This is a genomic window from Paenibacillus sp. JT22N15, assembly GCF_059383755.1.
In genome coordinates this window covers 389,414-414,096 of the sequence record NZ_JBXENV010000003.1, presented here as the reverse complement: position 1 = coordinate 414,096, position 24,683 = coordinate 389,414, and the positions used below count along the sequence as shown (strand labels likewise).

At 43.1% G+C, this 24,683-nt stretch carries 22 protein-coding genes and 6 pseudogenes; 10 read left to right on the top strand and 18 right to left on the bottom strand.

What is annotated here, in order from left to right; genetic code table 11:
- Positions 1-247: 247 nt before the first annotated feature.
- Together AC50X8_RS07960 and AC50X8_RS07955 are read right to left on the bottom strand one after the other, a co-directional pair.
- Positions 248-991, bottom strand: a complete 744-nt coding sequence (locus tag AC50X8_RS07960; RefSeq protein ID WP_494879227.1) for a group II intron maturase-specific domain-containing protein — start codon at positions 989-991, stop codon at positions 248-250.
- Between the two features lie 60 nt (positions 992-1,051).
- Positions 1,052-1,924: a helix-turn-helix transcriptional regulator gene (locus AC50X8_RS07955; RefSeq protein ID WP_056040343.1), complete on the bottom strand. Its 873-nt coding sequence runs from the start codon at positions 1,922-1,924 to the stop codon at positions 1,052-1,054.
- A 208-nt stretch (positions 1,925-2,132) separates the two neighbouring features.
- Here AC50X8_RS07955 and AC50X8_RS07950 point away from each other — a divergent pair, with 208 nt between their 5' ends.
- A complete protein-coding gene (locus AC50X8_RS07950; RefSeq protein ID WP_056040346.1) occupies positions 2,133-2,795 on the top strand; it encodes a nitroreductase family protein in 663 nt (220 codons plus the stop codon).
- 525 nt (positions 2,796-3,320) lie between these two features.
- On the opposite strand, the pseudogene AC50X8_RS07945 reads toward AC50X8_RS07950, so the two are convergent.
- Positions 3,321-3,551 (bottom strand): annotated as a pseudogene (locus tag AC50X8_RS07945) (transposase domain-containing protein); the annotation flags it as partial.
- Positions 3,552-3,573: 22 nt separating this feature from the next.
- On the opposite strand from AC50X8_RS07945, the pseudogene AC50X8_RS07940 reads away from it, so the two are divergent.
- The 3 pseudogenes from AC50X8_RS07940 to AC50X8_RS07930 form a co-directional block, all read left to right on the top strand.
- Positions 3,574-3,806, top strand: a pseudogene (locus AC50X8_RS07940) (transposase domain-containing protein); the annotation flags it as partial.
- A 453-nt stretch (positions 3,807-4,259) separates the two neighbouring features.
- Positions 4,260-4,429, top strand: a pseudogene (locus tag AC50X8_RS07935) (IS110 family transposase); the annotation flags it as partial.
- A 19-nt stretch (positions 4,430-4,448) separates the two neighbouring features.
- Positions 4,449-4,591, top strand: a pseudogene (locus tag AC50X8_RS07930) (IS5/IS1182 family transposase); the annotation flags it as partial.
- A 43-nt stretch (positions 4,592-4,634) separates the two neighbouring features.
- Here AC50X8_RS07930 and AC50X8_RS07925 read toward each other — a convergent pair.
- Positions 4,635-4,937, bottom strand: a complete 303-nt coding sequence (locus AC50X8_RS07925) for a hypothetical protein (RefSeq protein WP_494879226.1) — start codon at positions 4,935-4,937, stop codon at positions 4,635-4,637.
- Positions 4,938-5,045: 108 nt separating this feature from the next.
- Here AC50X8_RS07925 and AC50X8_RS07920 point away from each other — a divergent pair, with 108 nt between their 5' ends.
- From AC50X8_RS07920 to AC50X8_RS07910, 3 genes are all read left to right on the top strand, one after another.
- Positions 5,046-5,462 carry a LysM peptidoglycan-binding domain-containing protein gene (locus AC50X8_RS07920; protein ID WP_494860382.1) on the top strand — a complete coding sequence of 139 codons (417 nt, stop codon included), beginning with the start codon at positions 5,046-5,048 and terminating at the stop codon, positions 5,460-5,462.
- A 444-nt stretch (positions 5,463-5,906) separates the two neighbouring features.
- Positions 5,907-6,320 (top strand): GMC family oxidoreductase N-terminal domain-containing protein, encoded by a 414-nt coding sequence (locus AC50X8_RS07915; RefSeq protein WP_056040351.1) that lies wholly within the window; start codon positions 5,907-5,909, stop codon positions 6,318-6,320.
- Positions 6,321-6,422: 102 nt separating this feature from the next.
- Positions 6,423-6,590: a hypothetical protein gene (locus tag AC50X8_RS07910; RefSeq protein WP_494879225.1), complete on the top strand. Its 168-nt coding sequence runs from the start codon at positions 6,423-6,425 to the stop codon at positions 6,588-6,590.
- Positions 6,591-6,957: 367 nt separating this feature from the next.
- Here AC50X8_RS07910 and AC50X8_RS07905 read toward each other — a convergent pair whose 3' ends face one another.
- From AC50X8_RS07905 to AC50X8_RS07875, 7 genes are all read right to left on the bottom strand, one after another.
- Positions 6,958-8,040: an alkene reductase gene (locus AC50X8_RS07905; RefSeq protein WP_046230975.1), complete on the bottom strand. Its 1,083-nt coding sequence runs from the start codon at positions 8,038-8,040 to the stop codon at positions 6,958-6,960.
- Positions 8,041-8,074: 34 nt separating this feature from the next.
- Positions 8,075-8,776 (bottom strand): SDR family oxidoreductase, encoded by a 702-nt coding sequence (locus tag AC50X8_RS07900; RefSeq protein ID WP_494879224.1) that lies wholly within the window; start codon positions 8,774-8,776, stop codon positions 8,075-8,077.
- A gap of 60 nt (positions 8,777-8,836) precedes the next feature.
- Positions 8,837-9,535, bottom strand: a complete 699-nt coding sequence (locus AC50X8_RS07895; protein WP_056040355.1) for an SDR family oxidoreductase — start codon at positions 9,533-9,535, stop codon at positions 8,837-8,839.
- 264 nt (positions 9,536-9,799) lie between these two features.
- Positions 9,800-10,378, bottom strand: coding sequence for a TetR/AcrR family transcriptional regulator (locus AC50X8_RS07890; protein ID WP_056040356.1), 579 nt, complete (start codon positions 10,376-10,378; stop codon positions 9,800-9,802).
- 130 nt (positions 10,379-10,508) lie between these two features.
- Positions 10,509-11,297: an SDR family oxidoreductase gene (locus AC50X8_RS07885; RefSeq protein ID WP_494879223.1), complete on the bottom strand. Its 789-nt coding sequence runs from the start codon at positions 11,295-11,297 to the stop codon at positions 10,509-10,511.
- On the bottom strand, positions 11,294-12,304 hold the full coding sequence (locus AC50X8_RS07880; RefSeq protein WP_056040360.1) for an NADP-dependent oxidoreductase: 1,011 nt from the start codon (positions 12,302-12,304) through the stop codon (positions 11,294-11,296). The genes AC50X8_RS07885 and AC50X8_RS07880 overlap by 4 nt, the downstream gene beginning before the upstream one ends.
- Before the next feature lie 12 nt (positions 12,305-12,316).
- Positions 12,317-13,318, bottom strand: coding sequence for an NADP-dependent oxidoreductase (locus tag AC50X8_RS07875; protein WP_046230981.1), 1,002 nt, complete (start codon positions 13,316-13,318; stop codon positions 12,317-12,319).
- A gap of 186 nt (positions 13,319-13,504) precedes the next feature.
- Between AC50X8_RS07875 and AC50X8_RS07870 the strand changes: the two genes are divergently transcribed.
- On the top strand, positions 13,505-14,053 hold the full coding sequence (locus tag AC50X8_RS07870) for a TetR/AcrR family transcriptional regulator (protein WP_494860366.1): 549 nt from the start codon (positions 13,505-13,507) through the stop codon (positions 14,051-14,053).
- Positions 14,054-14,310: 257 nt separating this feature from the next.
- Here AC50X8_RS07870 and AC50X8_RS07865 read toward each other — a convergent pair.
- Positions 14,311-14,561 (bottom strand): annotated as a pseudogene (locus tag AC50X8_RS07865) (sigma factor-like helix-turn-helix DNA-binding protein); the annotation flags it as partial.
- A gap of 168 nt (positions 14,562-14,729) precedes the next feature.
- On the opposite strand from AC50X8_RS07865, the gene AC50X8_RS07860 reads away from it, so the two are divergent.
- Both AC50X8_RS07860 and AC50X8_RS07855 read left to right on the top strand, forming a co-directional pair.
- Complete coding sequence (locus tag AC50X8_RS07860) at positions 14,730-15,092, top strand: TetR/AcrR family transcriptional regulator (protein WP_327204940.1); 363 nt, start codon at positions 14,730-14,732, stop codon at positions 15,090-15,092.
- Between the two features lie 356 nt (positions 15,093-15,448).
- Positions 15,449-16,201, top strand: a complete 753-nt coding sequence (locus AC50X8_RS07855) for an SDR family oxidoreductase (RefSeq protein ID WP_200931666.1) — start codon at positions 15,449-15,451, stop codon at positions 16,199-16,201.
- 72 nt (positions 16,202-16,273) lie between these two features.
- On the opposite strand, the pseudogene AC50X8_RS07850 reads toward AC50X8_RS07855, so the two are convergent.
- The 6 genes and pseudogenes from AC50X8_RS07850 to AC50X8_RS07825 all read right to left on the bottom strand — a co-directional run.
- Positions 16,274-16,800 (bottom strand): annotated as a pseudogene (locus tag AC50X8_RS07850) (sigma-70 family RNA polymerase sigma factor); the annotation flags it as partial.
- Positions 16,801-17,022: 222 nt separating this feature from the next.
- Positions 17,023-17,400 (bottom strand): tyrosine-type recombinase/integrase, encoded by a 378-nt coding sequence (locus tag AC50X8_RS07845; RefSeq protein WP_494860362.1) that lies wholly within the window; start codon positions 17,398-17,400, stop codon positions 17,023-17,025.
- Entirely contained in the window at positions 17,321-17,512 is a 192-nt protein-coding gene (locus AC50X8_RS07840; RefSeq protein ID WP_494879222.1) for a hypothetical protein, read from the bottom strand. The genes AC50X8_RS07845 and AC50X8_RS07840 overlap by 80 nt, the downstream gene beginning before the upstream one ends.
- Positions 17,513-18,012: 500 nt before the next feature.
- Complete coding sequence (locus tag AC50X8_RS07835; RefSeq protein ID WP_494879221.1) at positions 18,013-20,670, bottom strand: family 78 glycoside hydrolase catalytic domain; 2,658 nt, start codon at positions 20,668-20,670, stop codon at positions 18,013-18,015.
- 11 nt (positions 20,671-20,681) lie between these two features.
- Positions 20,682-23,762, bottom strand: a complete 3,081-nt coding sequence (locus AC50X8_RS07830; RefSeq protein WP_494879220.1) for a glycosyl hydrolase — start codon at positions 23,760-23,762, stop codon at positions 20,682-20,684.
- Between the two features lie 27 nt (positions 23,763-23,789).
- A complete protein-coding gene (locus tag AC50X8_RS07825; RefSeq protein ID WP_056040371.1) occupies positions 23,790-24,674 on the bottom strand; it encodes a carbohydrate ABC transporter permease in 885 nt (294 codons plus the stop codon).
- Between the last annotated feature and the right edge of the window lie 9 nt (positions 24,675-24,683).

Below are 24,683 nucleotides of genomic sequence, written 5' to 3'. Positions count from 1 at the left end.
ATTAATATTAATGACAAGTATGCAACCACTTTTGCTTCAATGAACTGTTAATTTCGAAGAATATAATGAAGCAAAAGTGGTTGCATTAAATTTATACTGTTAAGATTGAATGGAGCAATGCAACCACTTTTGCTTCACAGGGATGGAATGCAACCACATTCGCTTCACCGTACAGCTACAGACCAAACTCATACGGGCAGGCAGCTGCCATACACATATGTATAAAATACGGGTTTTGTGAACATGTCTATGAGTGGTAAAAGAGATTCGGGTTGCACTTTGCAATACGTTTCAAAAATCTCATTGCCTTTAGCGTGCTCCCCTTCATCGACTTGTACTTGGACTTCGTCCATCTGGCTATAGTGAGGTTTACATAAGTCAGGATTCTTTTGGCTGAGCCAGCAGCAAACTTCGAGAAATAGTTGAACCAACCACGTATTACAGGATTCACTAACTTAGCTAATTCCTCTATGGAAACCGATTTATTGCAAGTACGTATGTTACGTATGCGCTCTCGCAATACTTGTCCTGCACTTTTGCTGGCTACCGGTGAAAAACCATTGAAAAATTCCCCTTGCTTGTTTCTCATATACCGTTTGCGAAACGTGTATCCTAGGAAGGTAAAATCTTCATACTCATGTCCTCCTTGATATCGATCACTTCTACAATATACGATTCTGGTTTTATCCGGGTGTATTTCCAATTTGCAGGTTTTCATTCGACTTTTCAACTCCTCAAGGAGTTGTTCAGCTTCTGCTTTCTTCCAACAGTGTATGACTCCATCGTCAGCATATCGAGCCCATGGATTTCTTGGTTTCTGCCTTTCCATCCACTGATCAAAGGCATAGTGCATATAAAGTTCCTCATCGTTACAGCCTTCAATAAATTCAACGGTCTGATTCGTGTCCTTTCTAAGCTGGTTCCATATTTCGGCTGAATCCTCAATGGCATGAGGGGATGAAAATGTAAATCGTTCTTTTCGATGAAGCATCCACTTAATTTTCTCTGCGTCTAAAAGAAATGGCTGGTCAAACAGTGTATCATCAAATAATCAGGGGTTCAATGAATTTATTGGCCTGAATGCTCCTAAATTTATCAAATTTTTCTCATCCATATCGTCTTCAGGTGTATACAAAATGAGGGTAACATCGTCGTATTCGCCTGCATAAAACGTGTTGGAACGAACATTAATTTCACCTGCAGAGGGATGCTGTATTTTAAAATGGTTATCATCCCGAAAACACTGGACGTCATGGAGTTCCCAAATCGTTTTGAAGTCTTCGTTCACTTCCAAAAGCTTCTTAATAATTTCAATGATGTAGGGATCTTCCGTCCGCCGAGCAAAAGTGTAACGAAAAGCTGCGAGTAGCTTTCGGGCCGAGTCTTCCCAGTCCGCATAACGGCCTCGTACAACGGGGTCGTTGAACATTAACCAGATCAGATTTCCCGAACAGTTTTTCATCTTGTTAGACTGCAATCCAAATACTTCAATGGCTGTCTGATTCCAAACTAACAGATTCCACTGACCGTCAATGGCGTAGGCTGGCAGATGTATATATTGATCAACGATGCGTTGAAGCACAGGGGTGGATATTTGCAGATATGACGCATCTGAAACCGATTCCAGAGGGATCTTGCGATCCGCTATGACATAGAGATGAGCTCTTTCATCACGACTTAACTTTAAAGTACGGGCCAAGCTTTCGATGACACTATCTGATATACGCACGTCTCTCCCTTGTTCAAGGGATGTGTACCAAGACACTGAGATTCCGGACAAAACCGCCACTTCCTCCCGGCGAAGGCCCTTAGTTCTTCTATGAGAATTAGAGTTGTTACTCAGTCCAACTTGTTCTGGTCTTGTCCTGTTGCGACGGTTTTTCAAAAATTCAGCAAGCTCCTTACGCCGCAGTTCGTCATTCAAGAGTCGCATCCCCTTTCCAATGATCTATGCTTAATAAATTGTACCAGAATCTTATAACGAATGCATTTGTTTTATCGGATTTCGTGTGAGTTAAGTTAAGGTAATAGTTTTTATAGTAGCATAAACACCGTACTAGTTGACCCTTAGTTCTCGCGGTATGATGTTCCTGCAATCGAATATAAATCCAACAAAAAAGGAGAATAGAAGCATGAATTTACATGAGCATGGAAATCGGATAAACGATTTCAACAAAATTGTTTTTGAACGTAGGGCGATTAAGAAATACGATACTTCTGTTAAGATTAGCCGCGATGAAATGAAGGATATATTAACCAAGGCGACCAAGGCTCCCTCGTCCTATAATTTGCAGTCATGGCGTTTCCTGGTCATTGAAAGCGAAGAGGCTAAATCCAAATTGCTGCCTTTGGCCATATTCAATGGGCAACAATACAATGAACAACAGATAGTAACTTCATCTGCTGTAATTGCAATTTTTGGTGACCTAGAGCATGTTGCGAGTGCGCCAGAAATTTTCAATGCAGAAGTAAAACAGGGGTCAATGACTGAATCTGTGAAAGAATATATCCTTGAGGCTATCAATATTCATTATAGCAATAGCCCGGATCATTTTCGTAAAGACGTGGCCTTAACCGATGGCGGACTGGTGGCTATGCAGTTAATGCTGGTTGCGCGTTCTTACGGTTATGACACTTGTGCCATGGGTGGGTATGATAAGGAGAACATTGCTGAAATATTTGGATTGGACAAGGAACGTTACGTTTCGGTTATGCTGGTATCCATCGGTAAGGCAGATTCTGATGGCCGCCCTTCAACACGAAAGCCGATTGCCGATGTTGCAGAGTGGAAATAAACGTTGAATGATGTTTTTTAAGCCTTCGTCCCGGGGCCTCTCATAACATGAGTATCCTAGTTTAGCGTGACCAAACGTGTGACCACGCCCTCAAATCATCATTATCCAGATATAGAAAAAGGCCTTCAAACACTCGGAAATCCTTGTGTTTAAACAACTTCATTAACTTAACCTTTTAACATCAATTATTCCGATGAGAGATAATCGTTTTCTAACGATTGTCTCTTTTTTCTCTTAGTATGCTTATAGTTCCTCATGAGATCGTAGCAGTCACTCGCCCAAGTTGGAAATAATGGTTCATATTACCGTGTACATCTTATCCACTGATGGAGGACGTAGCCCAAGCGAAGGCGCGGGAGCAATTGTTTTTCTCTGTTATTCAGTATGCATCAAATCCGACACACATGGAACTAAGATGAAGCATATGAGATGATGGAACTACCGATTTTTCGAGAATATGAAGACATCGCAACTCAAGGAATGCCGAATAGCCCCTGCTTATCTAGAAGAGGCTTTGGCTCGAGATTATTTCTTGAAATTGCGGCAGATGAGCGGCAGTGATGGCGACCATGGCGCCAGTTTCTGCAAGGCTTCATGATCCTTCACATCTTCAAGCTGCTGCGGCAACTGCTCGAATAGATACTGCAGATAAGCCTGCGGCTTCAGGTCATTCGCCTTTGCGGTTTCCGCGATGCTGTAAATGATCGCACTTGCTTTTGCTCCGCGCGGCGTGTTGCTGAAGAGGAAGTTTTTGCGTTTATTTGCTTAAGCACATAATCGTAAAAACTGGCTTTTCGCGGGCACAGCTCGCGGAGCCAAAGCCAGCGCGAAGATCTACAGTGTGATGGAAACAGCAAAAGAAAATGGCCTAAATCCATTTAAGTATGTGCGCAGTACCTCTTCGAGCAACTGCCTCAGCTGACAGATCCAAACGATCCCGAAGTCTTAGACAAGTTGCTTCCGTGGTCGCCGATGCTACCGCTCGCCTGCCGAGTATTTAAACAACAATAGCTATAGTATACGACAGCCCTCAACATGACTGCATGATGGGGGCTGTTTGACGCATACCCTTTAGGGAAAAGTTTTATTCCTATACTAGATAGTATGGGCAAGTGGGGAAAAAAATATAAAGAATTAAGAAAAAGCTAAAGCCTATACTGGTCTTTAGCTTTTTCATTTTTATTATGTTTGCATGGTTTATCTTAAACTAACCTGCCCAATCGTATTATGAGGTCACCAGATCTTTCTGGTAGACCTTATTTTTGTGTGATCGTAAGATAGCGGTAGCCGGGGATCGAACGTTTCTGCCCGTGGGAGTTGGATCCCGAGAGCTATACAGTTCATCCCCCCTACTTGTTAAACCATGATTAGGCTGGTTGGGACCATGATCCCGAATCACATGCGATAATGTGGACGACAAGAAGGTTAGGGGTTGCCGGCGAAAAATATTATGGGAGTGATTATGTGAACCCTGTCATTAGTTTGGATGTGTCCAAAGGGGAAAGTCACGCGCAAGCTTTTGCAGACAGAGGAACGCCCTATCTTTTACTGGGAAACGTGCGGCAGTCGTATTAGAGGCAACGGGTCATTATCATAGTCCAGTTGTTCAATTCTTGGATGAGCATCAGTTTGTGCATATGGAAAGTGGATTGGTATTTGTACAAAGAACGCCACTTAGTGGAGTGCTTTTTCAAAAAATCAAACATTTTCGCCGCGTGGCTACCCGTTATGACAAGCTAGCAAAGTCATTCTTGTCGTTTGTATACGTGGCTGCCATTTTCAAATGGACTCAGTAATGAGTTTTCAGACACGTCCTAGTGTTGTCAAAGCCATAAAGCGTCATTTCCTTGCCTGCAGGACGATCGGGGTGCCGGTGGGTGAAATCTTGCTGTCGCTATCTATGTACTTGGTTGCCCGTTTGTTCAGATCAATAAATGGTTTGACGCCTTGATGCTGAAGCAGTTCATAGATAGCCGCTACATCATGAGCGGCATCGAGCATCATCTTGTCCAGCATGATCAAGGTGAAACGTTGCGAAAATTCAACCGAACTGACAACAAAGCTTACGGCGTCGTGGCGCGATGCGGGCTGAAGTCTTGGATAAAACGGCAAATCATGCTTACTGTTTGCAGCAGTAAGCATGTACAGGTCTCCGTTCCATGATCTGCTTCTGCATTTAGCATAGAATGACATTTTTTCATCACAATCTGCATATATCTAAAAAGATTTGGTCAAAAGGTGGAGATCACGATGAGAATCTGGATTGCTCATGAGGGAGAAACCTTAAGAACAATCGCGTACAAAAACGATGTGCAAACAGAAAATCTTATCTCCCTGAATTCGCACATTGCAAATCCCGATCTGAACATAACCGGTAAACCGGTCTACCTTCCTTACTCACCTGCAACGAAAACACCAAAGTACCACTCTCCCTCTTGCCCACCGCCATTGACTCCGCCAATATATTTAAATCATTGGCTTCCCCTTACCTCATTGGAACAAATGGCCGACATCGAATATGATGTCCTCATCGTCGGTACTGGCGCAGGAGGAGGGACTGTCATTTGGCGATTATGCGAACAGAGGCAAAAAAGCAATAAACGGATTGGCGTCATTGAAGCGGAGACCTTTTGCTGCCGACGAATGCGGCCAATATTCCCTCTATGAATAGCGAACGGGTGCAAAGATATTTCCAATATGTATCAAAACCTTTAATGGGTTCACTTCCGGAATTTTCAGGAGCAAGGCGAATTTTGACCCTTGGGGGAAAAACGTTATTCTGGAATGGAATTAGCCCCCGTATGGACCTACATCAATTAGAATATTGGCCTATTCCAATTCAGGAAATGGAAGCTTATTATTCCATCGCCGAACAGGTCATGAGCGTCACGAACAGATATACCGATGGTTCTTCGTTCACTGACATTTTGCGGAATCGACTGCATCAAAACGGGTTTCCCACAGCCACGACTACTCCGATCGCCGCCAACCTGCAGTCAACCGCATATGGGCAGGTTCCTTCCGATGTATTTTTCAGTTCTACCTCCTTTCTGGCTGAAGCGATGAACAACAGACCTTACGATTTGGCTGTCAAGGCCCGGGCGGGTCCAAGTGTTCGAAGAGAATGGGTATGTTACCGGTGTAAAAGCTATATCTCCGGACAAAAAAGCTTATGTTCTTAAAGCAAAGACGGTCGTATTATCGAAAAGCACATTCGAAACCCCACGTCTGTTGCTTCATTCGGGAATCCGGGGGCGAGCCATCGGTCATTATTTAACGAATCACTCTTTTGTTTCAGCTGTTGGATCAATGAACCGCAAGGAGTTTCCTGATGTATTAGGCACGCTGGGTATTTTGATCCCATCATCGCCAGAGAGACCTTATCAAGTACAACTGCACGGTCCGGATGCATATTTTTGGTATCAGCCTTATCAAGAAAAACCGTTGTCGGAGGAATTGGAAATAAATTTTCTATGCAACGGATCAGTTGAACCCCGTTTTGAAAATAAGATCACACTGGACTAAAAAAGACCGCATTGTTCCATTTCCTCATAATTTCAAAGAGTTGCTGGCCATGCACGCTGATACTATGAAAAATAAGCAAGCGGCCTATTTGTTTGAGTCCTCATGGAAGAAAAAGTACACAAACAGGGGAATCCGCAAGATTTTGGAAAAATATTCAAAGGAAGCCAATTTATCTCAAAACCTTTCTCCTCATTACGTCACATTCTATTAACCTCGCGAAAAAAGCAGGGCATAGATGACGCACTTATTCAACCTTATTCCGGGACATGAAAGTAGAAAATCTTTAGAGTATACTCAAAACTGGCAATTACCGATGCTCAAAATGAGTATATTGATTGCGGTTCCAGTTTTTCAAATCGCCATAGTTACGCTATCCTGACCGTCAGCTAAATGAATTAGCTGGCGAAAATCGATTAGACATATGCCTAATCGGTAATCGGACTATAATCTTTTCCATTACGGCAATCGGTACAAGTTCTTGTCCTTGGCTCGGGACACGAACTTGCGATAAAACAAAAAAAGCCGCTAAATTAGTGACTTTCAATGGGAATATGTTCTTGTCCCCCGACATCTACAATACCACATGGCGTGCCATTACAGTGGCACGCCATGTGGTATTTATGTTCTTACTGCTGTGTTACTGCCTTTGAGCTTTCACTTCATCCATCGTAGGATAATCTGTATAACCCTTACTTCCGGTACCAGCATATAAAGTATTACGATCAACTTCATTTAAAGGGAACCCTACTTTGAGACGTTCCACAAAATCTGGATTAGCCAAAGACCATACACCAACGGGTACCAGATCAGCTGTGCCACTATCAATATCTACACTAATATCATCAATAGCACGCCCTGCTCTGTTGACCAATAATGCGTTTGTCCAGTTTGTGCGAATGTCTTGGAGAAGCTTCTCATTTCCAAGATGCATGACATGAAGGTAAGCTAAATCCAATTGAGCTAATTCCTTTACGAGGTGGAGATAAAGTTCAGGACCTTGTTCCCCATCTTGTATTCCTCCAAGAGGTGTTCCTGGCGAAATACGGAAGCCGGTTCTTTCTGCTCCAATTTCTTCGATAATAGCTTTCGCTACTTCGATCGCGAAGCGACTACGATTTTCTATAGAGCCTCCATATTCGTCTGTCCGTGTATTTGAATTCTCTCCAAGAAACTGATTAATCAGATAACCATTCGCTCCATGAATTTCGACGCCATCTGCTCCTGCTTTTATAGCCGCTGCTGCTGCTTTTCGGAAATCAGCAATGGTTGTTTGAATATCCTCTTTACTTAACTCCCGCGGAACCGGGATATCCTGCATTCCTTTAGCGGTGAACATCTCCACACCTGGCGCGATTGCAGATGGAGCAACAGGTTGACGATGATGGGGTGTATTATCTGGATGCGACATGCGGCCCACATGCATTAATTGGATAAATATATAACCATCAGCTTTATGCACTGCATTCGTAATCTTATTCCAACCTTCTATATGCTTTTCAGTATAGATACCAGGTGAATTCAAGTAACCTTGCCCATCATCAGAAGGTTGTGTGCCTTCACTAATGATTAACCCCATAGATGCTCTTTGAGCATAGTAAAGGGAGCTTAGTTCACCTGGTGTACCGTCCTCTTCTGCTCTGCTACGTGTCATTGGTGCCATAGCTAAACGATGAGGCAATTCCATTTTTCCGATTTTTGTTTTAGTCCACAATTTACTCATTTCAAACAACTCCTCTGTAGTTTAAATTAGTTTTTTATTTAGAAAGTTGTGGGTATAACGCTGATACCCCACCTGCAAGTGCACCTTGTAGCTTACGACTAATTTCATCTGCGATAATTTCAAAGCTGCCAGATTCTATACCGTCAATAGCTATTTTCGCGATATCTGCAGGATTGGATTTAGGCATGTCTACGTTGGCAGTCATGTCTGTCTCCATAAAGCCAACATGTAGACCAGCTACTCTTACATTGCGTGGATATAAATTTAATCGTAAATCATTCGTTAATGCCCACTCTGCAGCCTTTGCAGCCGTATACGCGCCTAAAGTTCCCGAACTAAACCATGATAATCCGGAAAGAATATTCAAAATTGATCCTCCCCCGTTTTTCTCTATGATCGGTGCAAATTCCCGAACCATGGACAGTGTACCGAAAAAGTGTGTATTAAATTCCAAACCTATTTTTTCAGAATCACCGTCTAGTAAAGACGCCCCTGTTGATGAGCCTGCATTGTTAATTAGCACGGTAACATCCTGAGCGATCATAGCAGCAGCTGCAACTTCTTGAGGGTTGGTAATATCCAACTTAACTGGTGTAACACCTGGAATATCAATAGTCTCCGGGTTTCTTGCACCTGCATACACTTTCGCCCCTCTTGCTAGAAGTTCAAGGGCAAGATGGCGGCCAAATCCCCGGTTTGCTCCAGTAACAAATGCGACTTGTTCAGAAATTATCATTTTTATTGTCTCCTTTGTTCTGTTTTTAAGTGAAATTCCTTATTATTACTGCCCCTTATTTTAGGAAAGTTGGGGGTATAGTGCAGCTACACCACCGGCAAGTCCACCTTGTACTTGACGACTAGCATCATCCGCAATAATTTCAAAATTGTCAGATTCTATACCATCAATCGCTGCTTTTGCAACGTCCAAGGGGTTAACTTTGGGAACTTCTAAGCCCGATGTCATGTCTGTCTCCATATAGCCCACATGTAACCCCGCTACTCGAATATTTTGAGAGTGGAGATTTAAACGTAGGTCGTTCGTCAATGCCCATTCTGCAGCTTTTGCAGCCGTATAAGCGCCCACAGTACCCGAACTGTACCAAGACAATAAGGAAAGAATATTCAGAATCGAACCACCGCCATTTTTAGTTATAAGTGGTGCAAAAGAACGAACCATAGAAAGAGTACCAAAGAAATGCGTGTTAAATTCTAAGTGTATTTGATCTAGATCTCCTTCAAGTAAAGAAGCACCTGTTGACGACCCCGCATTGTTTATTAGAAGTGTTACATCCTGAGCGATCTTAGCAGCTTCAATCACCTCTTGAGGATTAGTAATATCCAGTTTCACGGGGATTACACCTGGGATATCAATAGATTCTGGATTTCTTGCTGCTGCATAAACTTTTGCTCCTCTGGACAGAAGTTCTAGCGTTAGATATCGACCAAGACCTCGGTTGGCACCAGTGACAAATGCGACTTGTTCAGAAATTTTCATTTTTATTACTCCTTTTTATTTTGTAGTATAGTATTCCAATTCCAAAACAACATTTTCTGGATTCTTCTCATTACGAAGATACAATTTCTTATTAGATGGAGGGATATGTTTTATAATACAAGAATGATCATTCTATATTTGGTAAAAAGAAGGGTCTCTTCAAGAAGAAAACTTTGTTGGTTCAATATATTAAAACGATCATTCTAAAAATTATAAACTCTAAAAATTATAAACATTGATACATAAAGGACAATTAACCTATAACTATTTAGTTAAAAGTTTTATAGAGATGTTGGCTGTACGTTGCAGGTTCTCTTTAGGAATGGAAGTTCTCGCCATTGCCCTCAACCCAATACCCACCACATTCAGATGTTCTGCCAGTACTGAGGCATCATAATCTAGGTTTAATTCTCCATTCTCCTGTCCCCACAAAATAATATCCTTGAACAGTTGCTCTGCTAGTGTAAATGATTCAGTGGCCTTTGAATCCACATCTACATCGCGCATAGCTAATTCCACGGCAGAATTCACCATTAAACAACCAGAAGGTGAATCTTCATTCCCATATATCATGTAACTAATAATCAATTGAAGAGCCTCAACAGCCGTCTCAGAGCCTTTAACTACTCCTGCAAGCTCGCTATTTACTTTAGTTCGAAATCGATCCATTGCTTTCAGAAACAACGTATGTTTGTCGCCAAAGGTGTCATACAAACTTCTCCGATGGATACCCATATGCTCAACTAGATCCGTCATTGATGTCTTTTCATAGCCTTGTTCCCAAAAGAGCTTCATTGCCTTATCTAGTACTACATTTTCTTCAAATTCTTTGTAACGTGCCATTCTGGTTCCCTCCTCCCGTATTCAATATAACATATTGAGAACGATCGGTAAAGAATAAAAATGTTATTGCTAATCCATTCAATATCACAAACAATGAAAACGAACTATAGTCCGTAAAAAATGTATAAGATTAGTTTTTCTTATTACTTTGCTTAAGAATCATTTGACCCCAAGTATGCGTGATAAAATCCGGGGCGAACTTCATTGAAAAGCGCATAACTTTGGTAAAACCTACGTTCACGCGTAGTTTATTTCTCAACATGCCTTTAATACCAACATTAACAAGCTTTGTTAAGGGGAAAGAGATCAATTTATTCATCAATCCTTCATCATAAGTGTCCGTGAGATTGGTTTCAGAAATAACTGGTGGACAAAGCTCCATCACATGAATATTTTTTCCTTTGTAACGGATTTGCTCACGTAATGCATCACTGAACATGTGTATGCCAGCCTTCGTTGCAGAATAAGTCGGTGCGTTGGCTACTGTAATATTAGCAAGTAGTGAAGTAACGTTAACAATCATTGCCTCTCTTTGTTTGGCTAATAGTGGCAACAAAGCCTTGGTCACATATATTGTACCATTCAAGTTTGTGTTGATTTCTGAAATAAGATACTCGTAGGTAATACTTTCATCGAATAAGTCAAACTCGTTTATGATACCAGCATTATTGAAAACAATATCCAGTTTGGGATAATGTTTAGCTAATTCTTTGGCAAGTTGCTCAACGCTTTTAGCATCACTAACATCAGCTACCATCCCAATGATTCCAGGATTGTTCTTTACTGCTTGATCAATGCGTTTTTGTGAGCGCCCTGTGATGATCACTGTGTTTCCCATCTCATGAAAACGTTTTGCAAAAGCAGAGCCAATTCCAGACGTGCCGCCTGTCACCAGTATCGTTCTATTATTCAATTTCATTCTTCATCATCTACTTTCAATATGACTTTCCCTTGACTATGGCCTGTCGCAATTTTAGTAATTGCGGCATTCACTTGATCAAAGGGGTACTCAGAATCAATTACCGGCTTAGATTTTGCTTTTTCAAGATACTGTGTGAAAGCTGCTAATTGCTTGCCACTTGGTTGAACGTATATGAAATCATAACTTTTATTATGCCATTTCGCTAGCCCATCAAAAGGCAACCCCAGTAAACTGAAAAGAATCTTCTTCGCCGTTGACAAGTCTGCGCTTCGTTTAGCGAAACGGGCATTGGGACCAGCATTTAACGACAATAATTTACCACCGGGCTTTAATATTTTAATTTGTTTACTAATTTCACTGGCGCCCCGGGTATCAATAACATAATCATAGCCTCTCAGTATGTGAGTATAATCCTGCGTTTCATAGTCGATAAACTCATCTGCACCGAGTCGATTGGCCAAATCACGCGCTGATCCACTACCACTGACGGTCACAAACAGTCCTTGTGACTTCGCGTAAGGTATGGCAATCTGTCCAAAGCCCCCCGTACCTCCAGAGACAAATAATTTACTGCCTTGTTGAGCATCTAAAATATCTAGTGCTTGGATGATCGTCAAAGCAGACAATGGTACGGCTGCTGCTTCTGTAAAGGAATAATTAGCTGGTATTTTAGCCACAATAGATGCATCTACTGCGACATATTCAGCGAACGCTCCCATTGTATCTAGCGGTGGCATAGTGTACACGAAATCACCTGTTTTGAAATTTTGGACACCGGTACCGACTTCAACCACAACTCCAGCCAACTCGTTGCCTAGAGTCAATGGAAAGTTGTAATGATCGAACAACTTAACTTTTCCTGTAATCGCCAAGACAAGGTGTGGATCAACACCGGCTGCCTTAGTCTTGATCAGAACCTGAGTTGATGTGATTGATGGAACATCGACTGAGTTGATTTCCACTTCAAGTGTTTTGGAATATCTAGAAATTTGTGCAGCTTTCATTAGGTGCTCCCCTTAAAATCGGATAATGACTTTTCCTTTAGGATGACCAGTCGCAACAAGCTTCAGAGCCTCATTAATATCTTCAATGTGGAATTCAGTCGGGTCCACCGCTGGTACAATCCCGTTATCTTCAATAATCTTCGTAATTTTCTTTAATTGTTCGCCATCACTGCGAACAAAAATGAAATGATATTGAATCTTCTTTTTCTTCGCTTTGTGATCATACTTAGCCCCGGCAATGGTGAAGAGCTTTTGTTTCCAACCTGGCAAGCCCATATGCTCGGCGAAACGTTTGTTAGGTCCGGTCCGCAGAGAAAGAAGGCGACCTCCTGCTTTAATAATGGAAAGTTCATGATCAAATTCGCTTGGTCCCAACGTATCCATCACATAATCTACATTACTAAGCTGCTCCCAATAATTCTCAGTCGTGTAATCAATATATTGGTCTGCTCCAGTCGCCATTGTCCGTTCACGCGCTTGCGGATTTCCACTAACGATGACCCTCAGCCCCATGCTTTTGGCGATAGGAATGGCCATTTGGCCAAATGAACCAGAACCCCCGGGAATAAACACGCTTTCGCCAGCTTTGGCAGCCAATTCTTCATGCAAACCTTGATAAGCAGTCAATCCTGTTAATGGCGCAGCAGCACCGGTCACAAAATCGAGATTAGCGGGCAAGTGCCCGATGGCATCCGCATGAATCGCCGCGTATTCCGCAAAGGCACCGATTTTTTGTAGTGGCAGGCGTGAGTAAATTGCATCGCCAACTTTAAATCCCTGGACGTTCTTACCAACCTTTTCTATAACACCTGTCAGCTCGTTACCCAGTACCAACGGGAACTCATAATCCTGGATCAGCTTCACGCTCCCGGTACCAATGAGCAATTCCAAATGATTAACCGCCGCTGCTTTCACCTTGACCAAGACTTCGTTATCACTTATTTCCGGGACTGGAATATCATTGACTTCTACTATGAATTTTTTTGAATATTTGGTAATCTGTGCTGCTTTCATAATTAATAGCCTCCTATGCGCTGAATAATAAGTAACATTTATTTGTTTTTGTAACTTATGTGACAAGCATAATGCCAGAGGTTACAAAAGTCAACAATTGTTACTCATTGTTTTATATGATAAAATACAGGCAGGTGTATAAACGATTATTGGGGATTTATTGAAGAAAGAAGGGTTGGCAGCACAGTGGCTAAAATCACACAAGAGCTCATTATTGAAACAGCGGAGACATTAATTGAACGCACGGAAAAATCCGAAGTGACCCTCTCACAAATTGCGGATGAATTAAGTATCACCCACGCAGCGCTTTATAAACACTTTAAAAATAAGCAAGAGCTCTGGGCAGCCGTGTCGAAGAGCTGGTTCAACCGGATGATTTCAGAACAAATCAAAATAGACATGACTAATATGGCTAATCCACAGGAATTGCTCCACGATTGGCTTTGGGCATTTGCTAACGCAAAAAAACGTGCCTATAACGAGAATGCCAAAATGTTCGCCTTGAATACGCAATATGTTGACAGCAATCCACTGGTATTACGTGACGTTCTCTGGGATTCCTACCAAATTATTGACGGCTTAATGGACTATCACGATCCCCACTTGGAACGGGCAGAAGCGATTCTCTCCGCGTTTGCGGTGTTTAGCCTCCCGTCCTTCAAAGAATCCTGGAATTTACCAGACTACCAGGACAGGTTTGAACGCATCTGGAGTTTAATCAAACAGGGTCTCTGAATCCAAACCTCTAGTTGGATTCAAAAAAACCGCAAAAGAACTCTCTCTAAAACCAAGAATGTCCAAACCCTTTTTGGAGCTTCGTCGAATTCCAACTTCATCGTGAATCCCTTTTTTTCGTAGAGATATAGCAGTTGGATATACTAATCCGCATTCATCAGGGGTTCACCTAAAAAACAAAAGCAACTTATCCGCAGACAAGTCGTTTTTTAACGTTTTTATTTTAAAATACTACTTTGTAATTATCATTTCATTTCTTACCGCTTCACCTTATAAAACTCATGATACAGCTTCATCAGTGCTCTTTTCTCAATCCGCGACACATAACTCCGCGAGATCCCCAGCTCCTTCGCAATCTCCCCCTGCGTCCGCTCTTCCCCGCCGGTGTCCAAGCCAAACCGCCCACTACAACTTCCTTCCCCCGGTCATCCAGAATGTCGAGATTGCGGTAAATCTTGCTCTTCTCGATCTTCAGATAGACTTCCTTAACAATATCATCTGCATTGGTCGATTAAATGGAAACGATTTTCTTCACCGTGCAATCCGTAATGTACACATAAACCCCATTGCTGCGGGCTGCAGCTCAATTCAAAACAATACTTTACCTATCGTTCTCAATATGATAATATGAATTTGCAGACAGGAGGTGGGGCAGCAAAAGGGCGTGAGAATGATCATGGCGAGAAGCAAAGAGTTTGAAATCAACGTGGTATTAGACAAGGCAATGGACTTATTCTGGCGTCAAGGCTACGAAAAAACCTCCATACAGGGGCTTGTCCAGGGCATGGGTATTCACAGAAGAAGCTTTTATGATACGTTCGTAGACAAGCATCAGTTATTTATGGATGTCTTGAACCGATATACTTTGACTTTGAATTCAAATATTACGAATCGCATTCATCGCTCAAATTCTGCCAAAGAGGCTATCCAGCAGTTGTTTGAAATGATAGTCAGTTGTGAAGAGAATCAACCCAAGGGCTGTTTAACGGTAAATTCGGCCGTTGAACTGTCACTGCTCGATCCAGAAGTGGCAGTTTAAATTCATGAGCAGTTTTTTTGCTTCAGAGCAATTGTTGTATGATTTGCAGGTGAGCGTTCAGTTCAGAAAACGGGAGAAATTCCCGAACATTATGATGCTGTGAGCCTTTCCCTCTATCTGCATAATGCTTAGGTGGGATTGCGTGTAATGATTAAAACGACAGAAGACAAAGAAAAGCTGGAAAGCATTATTAATACAACTTTAGCAGTCCTGGGATAAATTTTTTAGCATAATTAGAACGATCGTTCTCGATTTAAATCTAAAGCGGCATTAATTTTAGGTATGATGCCAATCCTAAAATCATCAAGGCTAAGTCAAAGGACTGTATAAAATAAATCTTAAAGGAGAATTTAAAAATGACTATAAACATGGACGGCAAAGTTGCTTTTATAACTGGAGGAAATCGTGGCATTGGATTGGAAACGGCACGTCAATTAGGTAAGCTTGGAGCCACTGTCGTTATTGGGTCACGCGATTTGGAGAAAGGGAAGGTTGCTGTGGATACACTTCGTTCGGAGGGAATCCAAGCGGAGAATATCAAATTGGACGTCAATCTAGCCGAAGACCTTCAAGTTGCCTACAATTTTTTTGAACAGCGGTACGGTAAGCTTGATATGTTGATTAATAATGCTGGGATACAGATAGAGATTGAAGATCTTGCACCCATTAATGAAACAAGTACCGTTTCTCCGGTCGTTATGCGTGAAACCTTCGATGCCAATTTCTTCAGCATGGTTGAATTAACTCAGCTACTGCTGCCGTTGATTCGCAAAGCGCCAGCCGGAAGAATTGTTAATGTATCCAGTGCGCTTGGATCGAATACACTCCATTCCGATCCCGCTGCTCAAATTTATGATGTCAAGCTTCTTGCTTACGATGCCTCGAAGGCGGCAATGAATACCTTTACGACCCATCTTGCACATGAGCTGAAGGATACACCAATTAAAGTGAATTCTGCTTACCCTGGTTGGGTGAAGACTCCACTGGGCGGAAAATACGCTGATATGGATCTTGAAGATGGCGGTAAGACAAGCGTAATGCTTGCCACGTTACCTTCGGACGGACCGACAGGCAAGTTCTTTCATATGGACACAGAGCTGCCTTGGTAATACGGTAGTTAATAGAAAAACGTGTTAATACGGCGAGCGCTTTCCCAATATAACGGGAGAGCGCTCGCCTGATTAAAGCGAAAAAAATGATGTGAACTTATTTTGAAAGAAATAAGGTTTAACAGGTACATAACTCCGCGAGATCCCCAGCTCCTTCGTAATCTCCCGCTGCGTCCGCTCTTCCCTGCCGGTGTCCAGGCCGAAGCGGCCCACTACGACTTCTTTCTCCCGGTCGTCCAGAATATCCAGATTGAGGTAAATCTTGCTCTTCTCGATCTTCAGATCCAACTCTTTGATCACATCATCTGCCTCTGAGCCGAGGATATCGATTAACGTAATCTCATTACCTTCCTTGTCCGTCCCTATAGGGTCATGCAGGGATACGTCCTTTTTGTTTTTTAAATGCATCAGGATTTCGTTCTCGATACAGCGGGTAGCAAAGTAGCCAGCTTCGTGCCTCTGTACGCGCGGTAGCTCTCAATGGCTTTGATCAGCCCGATGGTGCCGATGGAGAGCGGATCCTCCATATCTTCACCTGTTTTTTCGATTTTTAAATAAATTGTGTCACAATATATAAAAATATTATATTTATACAGCAAAAAATCATTGGAATTAAACTAAAAGAAATACGGGTTTTGTGAAGATGTCTGTGAGAATCCGCGTAACCACGCGGGTTTATCGGTCCATTTGTCCAGTGATGTCCAGTGACACAAAGTTTATCCCTATATTGATAGCAACTTTACCCCTTTAGATAAAATGACACAATGATAACATAGTCTGAATCGTTAAACATCCTATCTGTTTATTAATCTGTTTATTTATTATGTAGTTTCTAATGGATTTGAAATAATGATATTTCTCATTTTCTCGGTGCTTACCTTGGTGTAAATAGTTGTAGTTTTAGGGTCTGCATGACCTAATAAATCTGCTATTGCCAAAAGATCTGCTCCTTCACCATCATTATATAATACCGCAGCACAAGTATGCCTTAGCTTATGAGGTGTGACCTTTAAATTATTTGCTTTTACTCCCGCGTCACGTGCAATTTCTTCAATAATAAGCTCAATTGCTCTTCTAGTAAGTCTTTGTCCTCGTTTCAAGGAAATAAATAACGCTTCTTCAGCCAAATTGTTTCGTTTCTGAAGAACTTCCCTCAAATACTTTGCCGGCTTTAGGATGATTTTTGGTACTCTTTTCAATTTTTTGAGGATGTCGTAGAGTTCCTAAGAACAATTGAAGATCGTTTGCAGTTATATCCCTTATGTATAAAATGTTACGAGTTTCTTGTAGCCAACAAGAAAGCCTAACCATAGTAGTATTGTAAGCCTGAACGGTTCCTAAAGTTTAGACGACGGGATCTTGGTTCGAATCTCGTTTGAGGCCTTTATAAGACACATAAACATACAAATAACTGAATTAGAGTGAATTTATCATAATTTAATTAAGCAACATAGCACATTCAAAGAAGGACAATAATTCCATTTGTACGTAAGATAATGATCGGGTCCATCCCGAGTTGAAAAAGCATTATTCTTGTTAAGAATATAATTACATTAGTGCTAAAAAGTAAAGATAGAGGGTATCCTTGGAACGAAAAGAATATTGATGGATATATAGCCACGATAAAAAAGAAAGAAACAGACAGTTTCCAAAAAGGCCTGGAATCTATCTGTCTTTTTAGCAGTTCTAAGGTACTTTACTATTTACAACACTATACTTGTTATAGAAGCTTCACTTGGCTATTTAGTACGAAAAGGTTTTTTGATCTCCGTCTCATAAACAGGGATCAGTTCAGTTCTAAGCAAGCCTACTTATTCTTTCGGGGAATAGAAATTATAGCTGCCAGAGCTGATTTTAATTACCCCATAAGGCTGGCCATTCTCCCATTCAGGATCGAACTCCCTTTCCTGCCCAGCCTCTAATACCTTGGCATTCGCTGAAGCAAGTGGAATCTTAACTTGACCTATGGTGTTAGGAGGCAGACTTACCTGTAATCTCACTCCATCTTGCCCATGCGAGAAATCGACTTGGATGATACCTCTAACGGAATGATAGCTTCCTCGCACAAAACGCACCTTATCAAAATAAATCGGCGCGATCCCAATTTCTTGATAAGCGTCTTTTATCGATGAGATACCAAGCATATGCTTATATAGCCACTCTAAGATGTGGCCCATCATATCATGATTGCGTGACCTAGAATCGTCCGTCCAAAATTCAGGCAAAGCCGTCTCGCCCTGCTCCACAAACCGGATATAACTCGGATGCTCCGGCTGCATCATCATATCGAATACGATATCGTTTCGATTTATTTTGGCTAATGCGCCAAATAAATAACGAAGCCCAATCTCTCCCGAGCGCAGCTGATGGCTGGCTGTCGCCTGAAGCAATGCGACTTCAATATCAGCAAGCTTCTCCTCCGGAACCAAGCTAAAATAAAGCGGCATCGCCTGCATGACCTGGTTCTCTGGATCATATTCGCCGTTCAGCTTGCAATAGGCGTAGCGGTTTTGACCTGGAACTGGTTTAAGCAGACGCTCATTATAAAGCTGTTTAGTTCGCTCCGCCTCGGCAGCATAATACGTATGCTCCTCGTTATATCCCAGCATTAAAGCATATTTTGCCATCAAACGGAAGGCTTCGTAATAGAAGGCGGTTTCCACGTTTTCAACATAATCACCGCCTGTCTGCGGTGCAATGCCCCAATCGCCTAATCCATGTCCAATGAATCCGCCATGAATCTCTCTGGTATGCAAGTAAGCCATATAAGCTTTCATAGCCGGATATGCCTCTTCTATAGCGGTCTTATTCCCGTATGTCTGCAACAGCAGCTCTGGCACGAGGATGATCGCGCTTCCCCATGCGATGGAATCACGGAACCCCTCTTCAAACCTGGAATACTCAGGAGCGATATCAGGAATGAGCCCTTCCTCTGTCTGAGCCTCCATCATGTCGCGCATTATTTTCAGCCAGAGCTCTTCCACCTGCTTAACATACATAATGGAGGGTCCCATCAGACTGGCCGTCTCTACCCAGCCCAGCTTCTCAATCGTCGGACAATCCGAATGTACGCTCTGTAAATTACTCTCGATTGCTTTAATGATAATTTTGGCAAGCTGTGTGATGCGCGGATCATCCGCCTCCAACTCGCCCACATTTTTCGCGGCAGAAGTGACAAAGTAACCTTTGACATCGTGTATGACAGGCTTGGCAGGGTCTCCACCATCACGCGTACAGCCTTCGATTTGCACCCATCTGGCCCCGTAGCAGGAAAAGTCAGGCTTCCATACCTCGATCTCACCCGTGCCGGCAAGGATGTATTCAGAAAAAGTAACAATATCCCAAGGCGTTGCAACCGTATTATCTTTATTTCGCAACTCACCCGGCTTGATCGTCACTTTGCTGCCTGCCGGTCCGCTCACATGGATCTCAAACATGCCGGACATGTTTTGTCCAAGATCGTAGACATATACCTGTTCAAGCGGCTCCTCAATTCCAATGGTGTCATATATTTTTCGCACGGTTATTGGTGGCTGATTTTGGCGAACCAATCTGCCTGATGGAGCTGCCAACACCACTGCCTGCTCCCATTCTGCAGCATCAAACGGAGCCTCATACCAGCCGACCGGGTAACGTCTTGCATCAAAATTTTCAGATCCGTACACATTCGCAAGCATCGTTGCGCTATCTCTAACCTTCCAGCGGTCTGCTTCCGTAAGGATTAGCGCTTTGGAGCCATCCTCGTACTCAATATGCCATTCTCCAATGGCAAGCAGGTTCTCTCCGAATGCTTCATACCCTTTTCCTATCGTGTAGAAATGTCTTCCGCCCGCATCTCCCGCATAAAAGCCATTGCCGACCGATAAGCCAATGACATTGGTTCCCATGCAGATATGATCCTTTACATCAAAGCACACATATTGCACGGACTGGTGATAATTCGTCCAGCCAGGGTCCATTTCATGGTTGCCTACTTTGCTGCCATTCATAAACAACTTAAAATGACCCAACCCTGAAACGACAGCATAAGCCCGTTTTACTTTATTTAATATTTGAAATTCATGACGGGCATAGAAAGGCTGCTTTCTTCCGCTGCCGATCCACTTTGCCTTCCATTCCGTTACATGCAAATAGCCTGTCAACAGTAGCTGCTGCTCGCTCCATGCCTGCTTGCCCGCCTGATTCCAAACGGCTACTTTCCAATAATAAACAGTTAGACTCTGGAGCGGCTGCCCCGCGTAATGTATATTCAACTGCTCGGTGGAGCTCACTTTGCCGCTATCCCAGCATAATTCTGTTTCCGCTAACAAGGCCTCCTCCGATTCAGCAACCACTATACGATAATATGCTTGCTGTTCTCCGTGATCTTTGCTTTCCAGCTGCCAAGCAAATATCGGACAATCCGTATCGATCGCAAGAGGGGAGTCATAGTTTTTAATTTGCAAATGAATAGGCCGAATGATGTTCACTCTCCTGATATTTACTTAAGACCATACTTTAATTTTGGCGGTTCCATAAGTCCATAAGGCTTGCCCTGGTACTCGGGCGTATATTCGCCCTCCTCCGGATGAAATGACCACCAATCCATCCAGCTAGGCCGAGGATCAGCAAGGTGGAGCGGCCCAAACAAATTGCGAGGACTGCCCACGACTTTAATGGCTATAGCATTTAAGCCTGGCTTCAGTATGGTATCCAGCTCTATGAACGCTTCGCTTCGCCAAGGAACCGTTTTGCTTGCGGATTCATTCACCTTTACTTCCAGCAAAACAGCCTGGTACTGGCCAAGCTCGAGCCTGCATCCTGTGCTATGCTCCGGCGGATGTTCCATCTCGAAGAGGTAATTCATGCTTCCGCAATAATAAGGATAGCCTTGGCTGCGCCAATCTCCATACGTTAGTTTTAATGGTTCATTTATCAGCTCTCGATGCTCATTAACAGCAAAGTCGCCGATGAGGTATCCATTCTCAAGCTCCATATCATTTTGATACGAAATTTGAATGTCTATTGTGTTAATTCCAACAGTCAGTGCAGGCAGCTTAAGCTTCTTCATGCTGACGTCCAAATAATAACCCTCGGCTTTCGCAGGCACTTCCTTTCCGTTAAGAGTAAAGCTGAAGCGTTCCGCATCCTCAAACACAAAAAACACATCGCTGCTCGGCAAATCGTTTACGTTAAAGGTAAACCGTAGCGAAATAGGAGTTCCATTCCCCGAATGCGGCTCATGAATCCAGAAATAGCGCTGTAAATTACCGGAATGAAACACCTGCCGCATCCCCAGACGTTCCCGAATTAGGCGCTGAGCCTTCCAAACCTCCATCGTCTCTGTCCATACCTCTTCTCCAAAACGATACTGGCATTGATCCAATATCAAAGCATTGGGCGCTGTGCGCTGGAAGCCTATAGGCTCCAAATGAAGGTCTGTCTTTCCTGCTGGAAATATCTTTATCTGCCCGGCTTCATCTTCCGGCTTATTCGAAAATAATACAAACAGCTTCGAGTCAGCAGGACCAAATGAAGCTCGAAAGCTGACCCCATGCTCTGTCGCTTCGGTTTCAATCGTTTTAATCTCACCTGTCCAAGCATCCCACTCCTGCAAGTAGCTGCCGCCTTCTAGTATAATTTGAACCTCAGAGCCTCTTTCACGATCATTATTGACGATGAACGCAATCGATTGCCCCTCAAGTGAACGATGCATATGAATAAAGAATGGGGCTTCCGATCCAGGATGCTCTTGAATACGGAGAGAACGCTTTGTCTCATTATCGAGCAGCCTCTCCAGTTCTTTCAAATCGGCTGCTTGCGTAAATCTTTCGTGTAGCAGCAGCGCAGCCAGCTTGTCTGATGTCTTGCCATCAATTAGCGAAGGCTGCTCACCGTAGGAAGCTACTTTACCACCATGACTCATAAACTCAAGCAGCAACTCCAAGGTAGAGGATAATAAATTCGTTAGTGAAGGCAGCACAACATAGCTGTACATGGCCTCGCCCACAACGATGCTGTCCCCCTGCACCTTGCCGAATTCCTTCATGATTAGTTCATCGCCTAGATCATAATCATGGTGAAGCTGGACAAGCCGATTCACGAATAGGTTGAAATCACGGTCATATTTTTGAAGCTCCTGCTCGTTGCCGGCACTGTTTTTCCAATCGGTTATCTTCACGTCATACCCTAGCCTCGTCCACACCGATGTAGAGGGATGAATAACCAATAGATCACGAGTAAGCTTGCCTTCACTCAGCACGGCGCTTAATCTGGCATAATAATCCTCCATGCCGCGGTTGTGCTCCCACCAGTTCGTATGATAATTAAAGGATGGCGGATAATCGCGCTTCCGGCAGCCGCGCAGCGAATACCAGGAAAGATGATGCGTCAGTACATTGACACCCAGCGCAAATTGCCAATCGCCAATCCATCTACGTGTCTCAAAGGTGAGATCCCAACCCGTTACGCCATACGTTTCGGTTATGACTCTCTTTTTCCCAAGTTGATTTGCAACGCTGGATGCCTGTTTCATCGTAAGATGCTCATCCGTTTGCTCGCATAAGGTATCGACACCGGGAATGTCCAAATACCTATAATGCGGCATTACTGCACCACTGTTCAAAGTGGAACCGATTAGACTGCTCTCCGAATGGAAATGTCCAGTGAATTGGATTCCCTGCTCTCTGCACCAAGCGCCAATTTGCTTCGTATACGATTCGCTGAACGTTTCCGTTATCGTGAGCCAGTAATCATGTCTGATCTGCTCCGAGCCCTCTCCCTGAAAAAAAAGATAGGGAAGCAGGCTTCCGATTGGATATCCTCTTCGATGTTCAAACGATTGCTCTATCACTTCACTCCAAGTCATCCAGGTCAGCTCCGGGTCATTTAAACGTTCTGAAAAACCTTTAACCGTGGGCTCATCTGTAAAAATACCAGGAATCGTCTTGCCGAACTCTTTTCCAACAGCTTGGCGATAAGGCTCATAATTGGCCTCAATAAACAATCGGGTCGTTTCGGGATTCATCAAATCTGTATACGTATCGCCATGGCACCAGTCATTTTTGGCAGCAATCCGTTGTTCGAATACAAGATAAACCTCGTTAGCAGCTTCAAGATACTCGCTTGGTTCATCTATGGATAGTTGTACCAGCGAGTAAAGATGATTTCCCTTGATGACGGCTCGGTAAACAAAACGGAGGTTAGCGCCTGGACGATAATCCCGGCATATATGAAGTGTCAGTGCCTTAGCCCGCACTGCGTCACCGCCAAGCCGTGGAACCATCCCTCCTCCCATACCAGAGGAATATCGATCCTCATCATAAAGCCATGCTTTAAGACCGATCTCCTTCGCTTTGGCGACGCACTCTTTTACACGATCCATAAACATTTCACTGAGATAAGGCGTCTCGAGTCCCTCTCGGACGTGCATCATAAATCCGCCCATCCCCTGCGCATGAAACCCCTCAATTTGACGGTCCAATTCCTCCTGCTTCAGCTCATCGTTCCAAGCCCAGAAAGGTACCGATCGGTAATCGATACCCGGATTCTGGAATGATGCTTTCAATTCATCCCGTTTCATCTCGCACCTCTATCGTTACAAAATTGGCTAACCTTTCACGCTTCCCAGAACAAGACCTTTAACAAAATATTTTTGCAGGAAAGGATAAATGCAAAGGACTGGCAGCATGGAAACAAATAGCTGTGCTGCAAGCACCGTCCGATTTGAAATATTGGCGATTAACGAGAGATCGCTTGCATTCATATTCGTTAAATCTCTAGCGACGATGACCGTTCTTAAATACGTTTGCAACGGGTAATTAGAAGGTGAATTCATATAAATCATGCCATCAAACCAAGAATTCCAATGAAAAATGATTGTAAACAATGCGATCGTAGCCAAGGAAGGCTTCGAGATCGGCAAATAGATGCTCCAAAGCGTCCGCCATACACCAGCTCCGTCCATTTGAGCAGATTCTTCCAGCTCAATCGGCTGCGTACGGAAGAAATTGAGCATGAGCACGATATTGAATACATTTACTGCTGAAGGAATAACAAGTGCCCAAATGGAATCCATAAGACCAGTCTCTTTGACAACCATAAAGGTCGGGATTAATCCGCCATTGAAGATCATCGTGATAACAAAATACCAGGAATAAATCGTTCTCGAACGGAATTTCAAGTTTGACTTAGATAATGGATAAGCAGCCAGTACGGTAAGAATGAGGCTAATCGATACGCCTAGAAACAAACGCTCAAAAGAGACAATCACCGTCTGTAGAAAGATATGATTACCAAATATATATTTGTATGAATCGAGGTTAAAGCCAACTGGCCAAATCGTCACCCAACCAGCCGTGACTGCTGAGTTGCTGCTCAGCGACATCGCCGCCATATGAAGGATAGGGAAGAGGCAAGTTAGTGAAAATAGCGTCAAAAAAGCATAATTCGCGTACAAAAATAAAACTCTAGAAGGCGTGCGCCGTTCGATCATCGTGAGAGT

Coding starts and splice junctions, on each gene's coding strand:
- AC50X8_RS07925 (WP_494879226.1), bottom strand. CDS start 4,937: ATGCTTACTGCTGCAAACAGTAAGCATGATTTGCCGTTTTATCCAAGA.
- AC50X8_RS07875 (WP_046230981.1), bottom strand. CDS start 13,318: ATGAAAGCAGCACAGATTACCAAATATTCAAAAAAATTCATAGTAGAA.
- AC50X8_RS07895 (WP_056040355.1), bottom strand. CDS start 9,535: ATGAAAATTTCTGAACAAGTCGCATTTGTCACTGGTGCCAACCGAGGT.
- AC50X8_RS07855 (WP_200931666.1), top strand. CDS start 15,449: ATGACTATAAACATGGACGGCAAAGTTGCTTTTATAACTGGAGGAAAT.
- AC50X8_RS07890 (WP_056040356.1), bottom strand. CDS start 10,378: ATGGCACGTTACAAAGAATTTGAAGAAAATGTAGTACTAGATAAGGCA.
- AC50X8_RS07920 (WP_494860382.1), top strand. CDS start 5,046: ATGAGAATCTGGATTGCTCATGAGGGAGAAACCTTAAGAACAATCGCG.
- AC50X8_RS07960 (WP_494879227.1), bottom strand. CDS start 991: ATGCTTCATCGAAAAGAACGATTTACATTTTCATCCCCTCATGCCATT.
- AC50X8_RS07910 (WP_494879225.1), top strand. CDS start 6,423: ATGGAAGAAAAAGTACACAAACAGGGGAATCCGCAAGATTTTGGAAAA.
- AC50X8_RS07905 (WP_046230975.1), bottom strand. CDS start 8,040: ATGAGTAAATTGTGGACTAAAACAAAAATCGGAAAAATGGAATTGCCT.
- AC50X8_RS07885 (WP_494879223.1), bottom strand. CDS start 11,297: ATGAAATTGAATAATAGAACGATACTGGTGACAGGCGGCACGTCTGGA.
- AC50X8_RS07880 (WP_056040360.1), bottom strand. CDS start 12,304: ATGAAAGCTGCACAAATTTCTAGATATTCCAAAACACTTGAAGTGGAA.
- AC50X8_RS07830 (WP_494879220.1), bottom strand. CDS start 23,762: ATGAAACGGGATGAATTGAAAGCATCATTCCAGAATCCGGGTATCGAT.
- AC50X8_RS07825 (WP_056040371.1), bottom strand. CDS start 24,674: ATGATCGAACGGCGCACGCCTTCTAGAGTTTTATTTTTGTACGCGAAT.
- AC50X8_RS07900 (WP_494879224.1), bottom strand. CDS start 8,776: ATGATAATTTCTGAACAAGTCGCATTTGTTACTGGAGCAAACCGGGGA.
- AC50X8_RS07950 (WP_056040346.1), top strand. CDS start 2,133: ATGAATTTACATGAGCATGGAAATCGGATAAACGATTTCAACAAAATT.
- AC50X8_RS07840 (WP_494879222.1), bottom strand. CDS start 17,512: ATGGTTAGGCTTTCTTGTTGGCTACAAGAAACTCGTAACATTTTATAC.
- AC50X8_RS07860 (WP_327204940.1), top strand. CDS start 14,730: ATGGCGAGAAGCAAAGAGTTTGAAATCAACGTGGTATTAGACAAGGCA.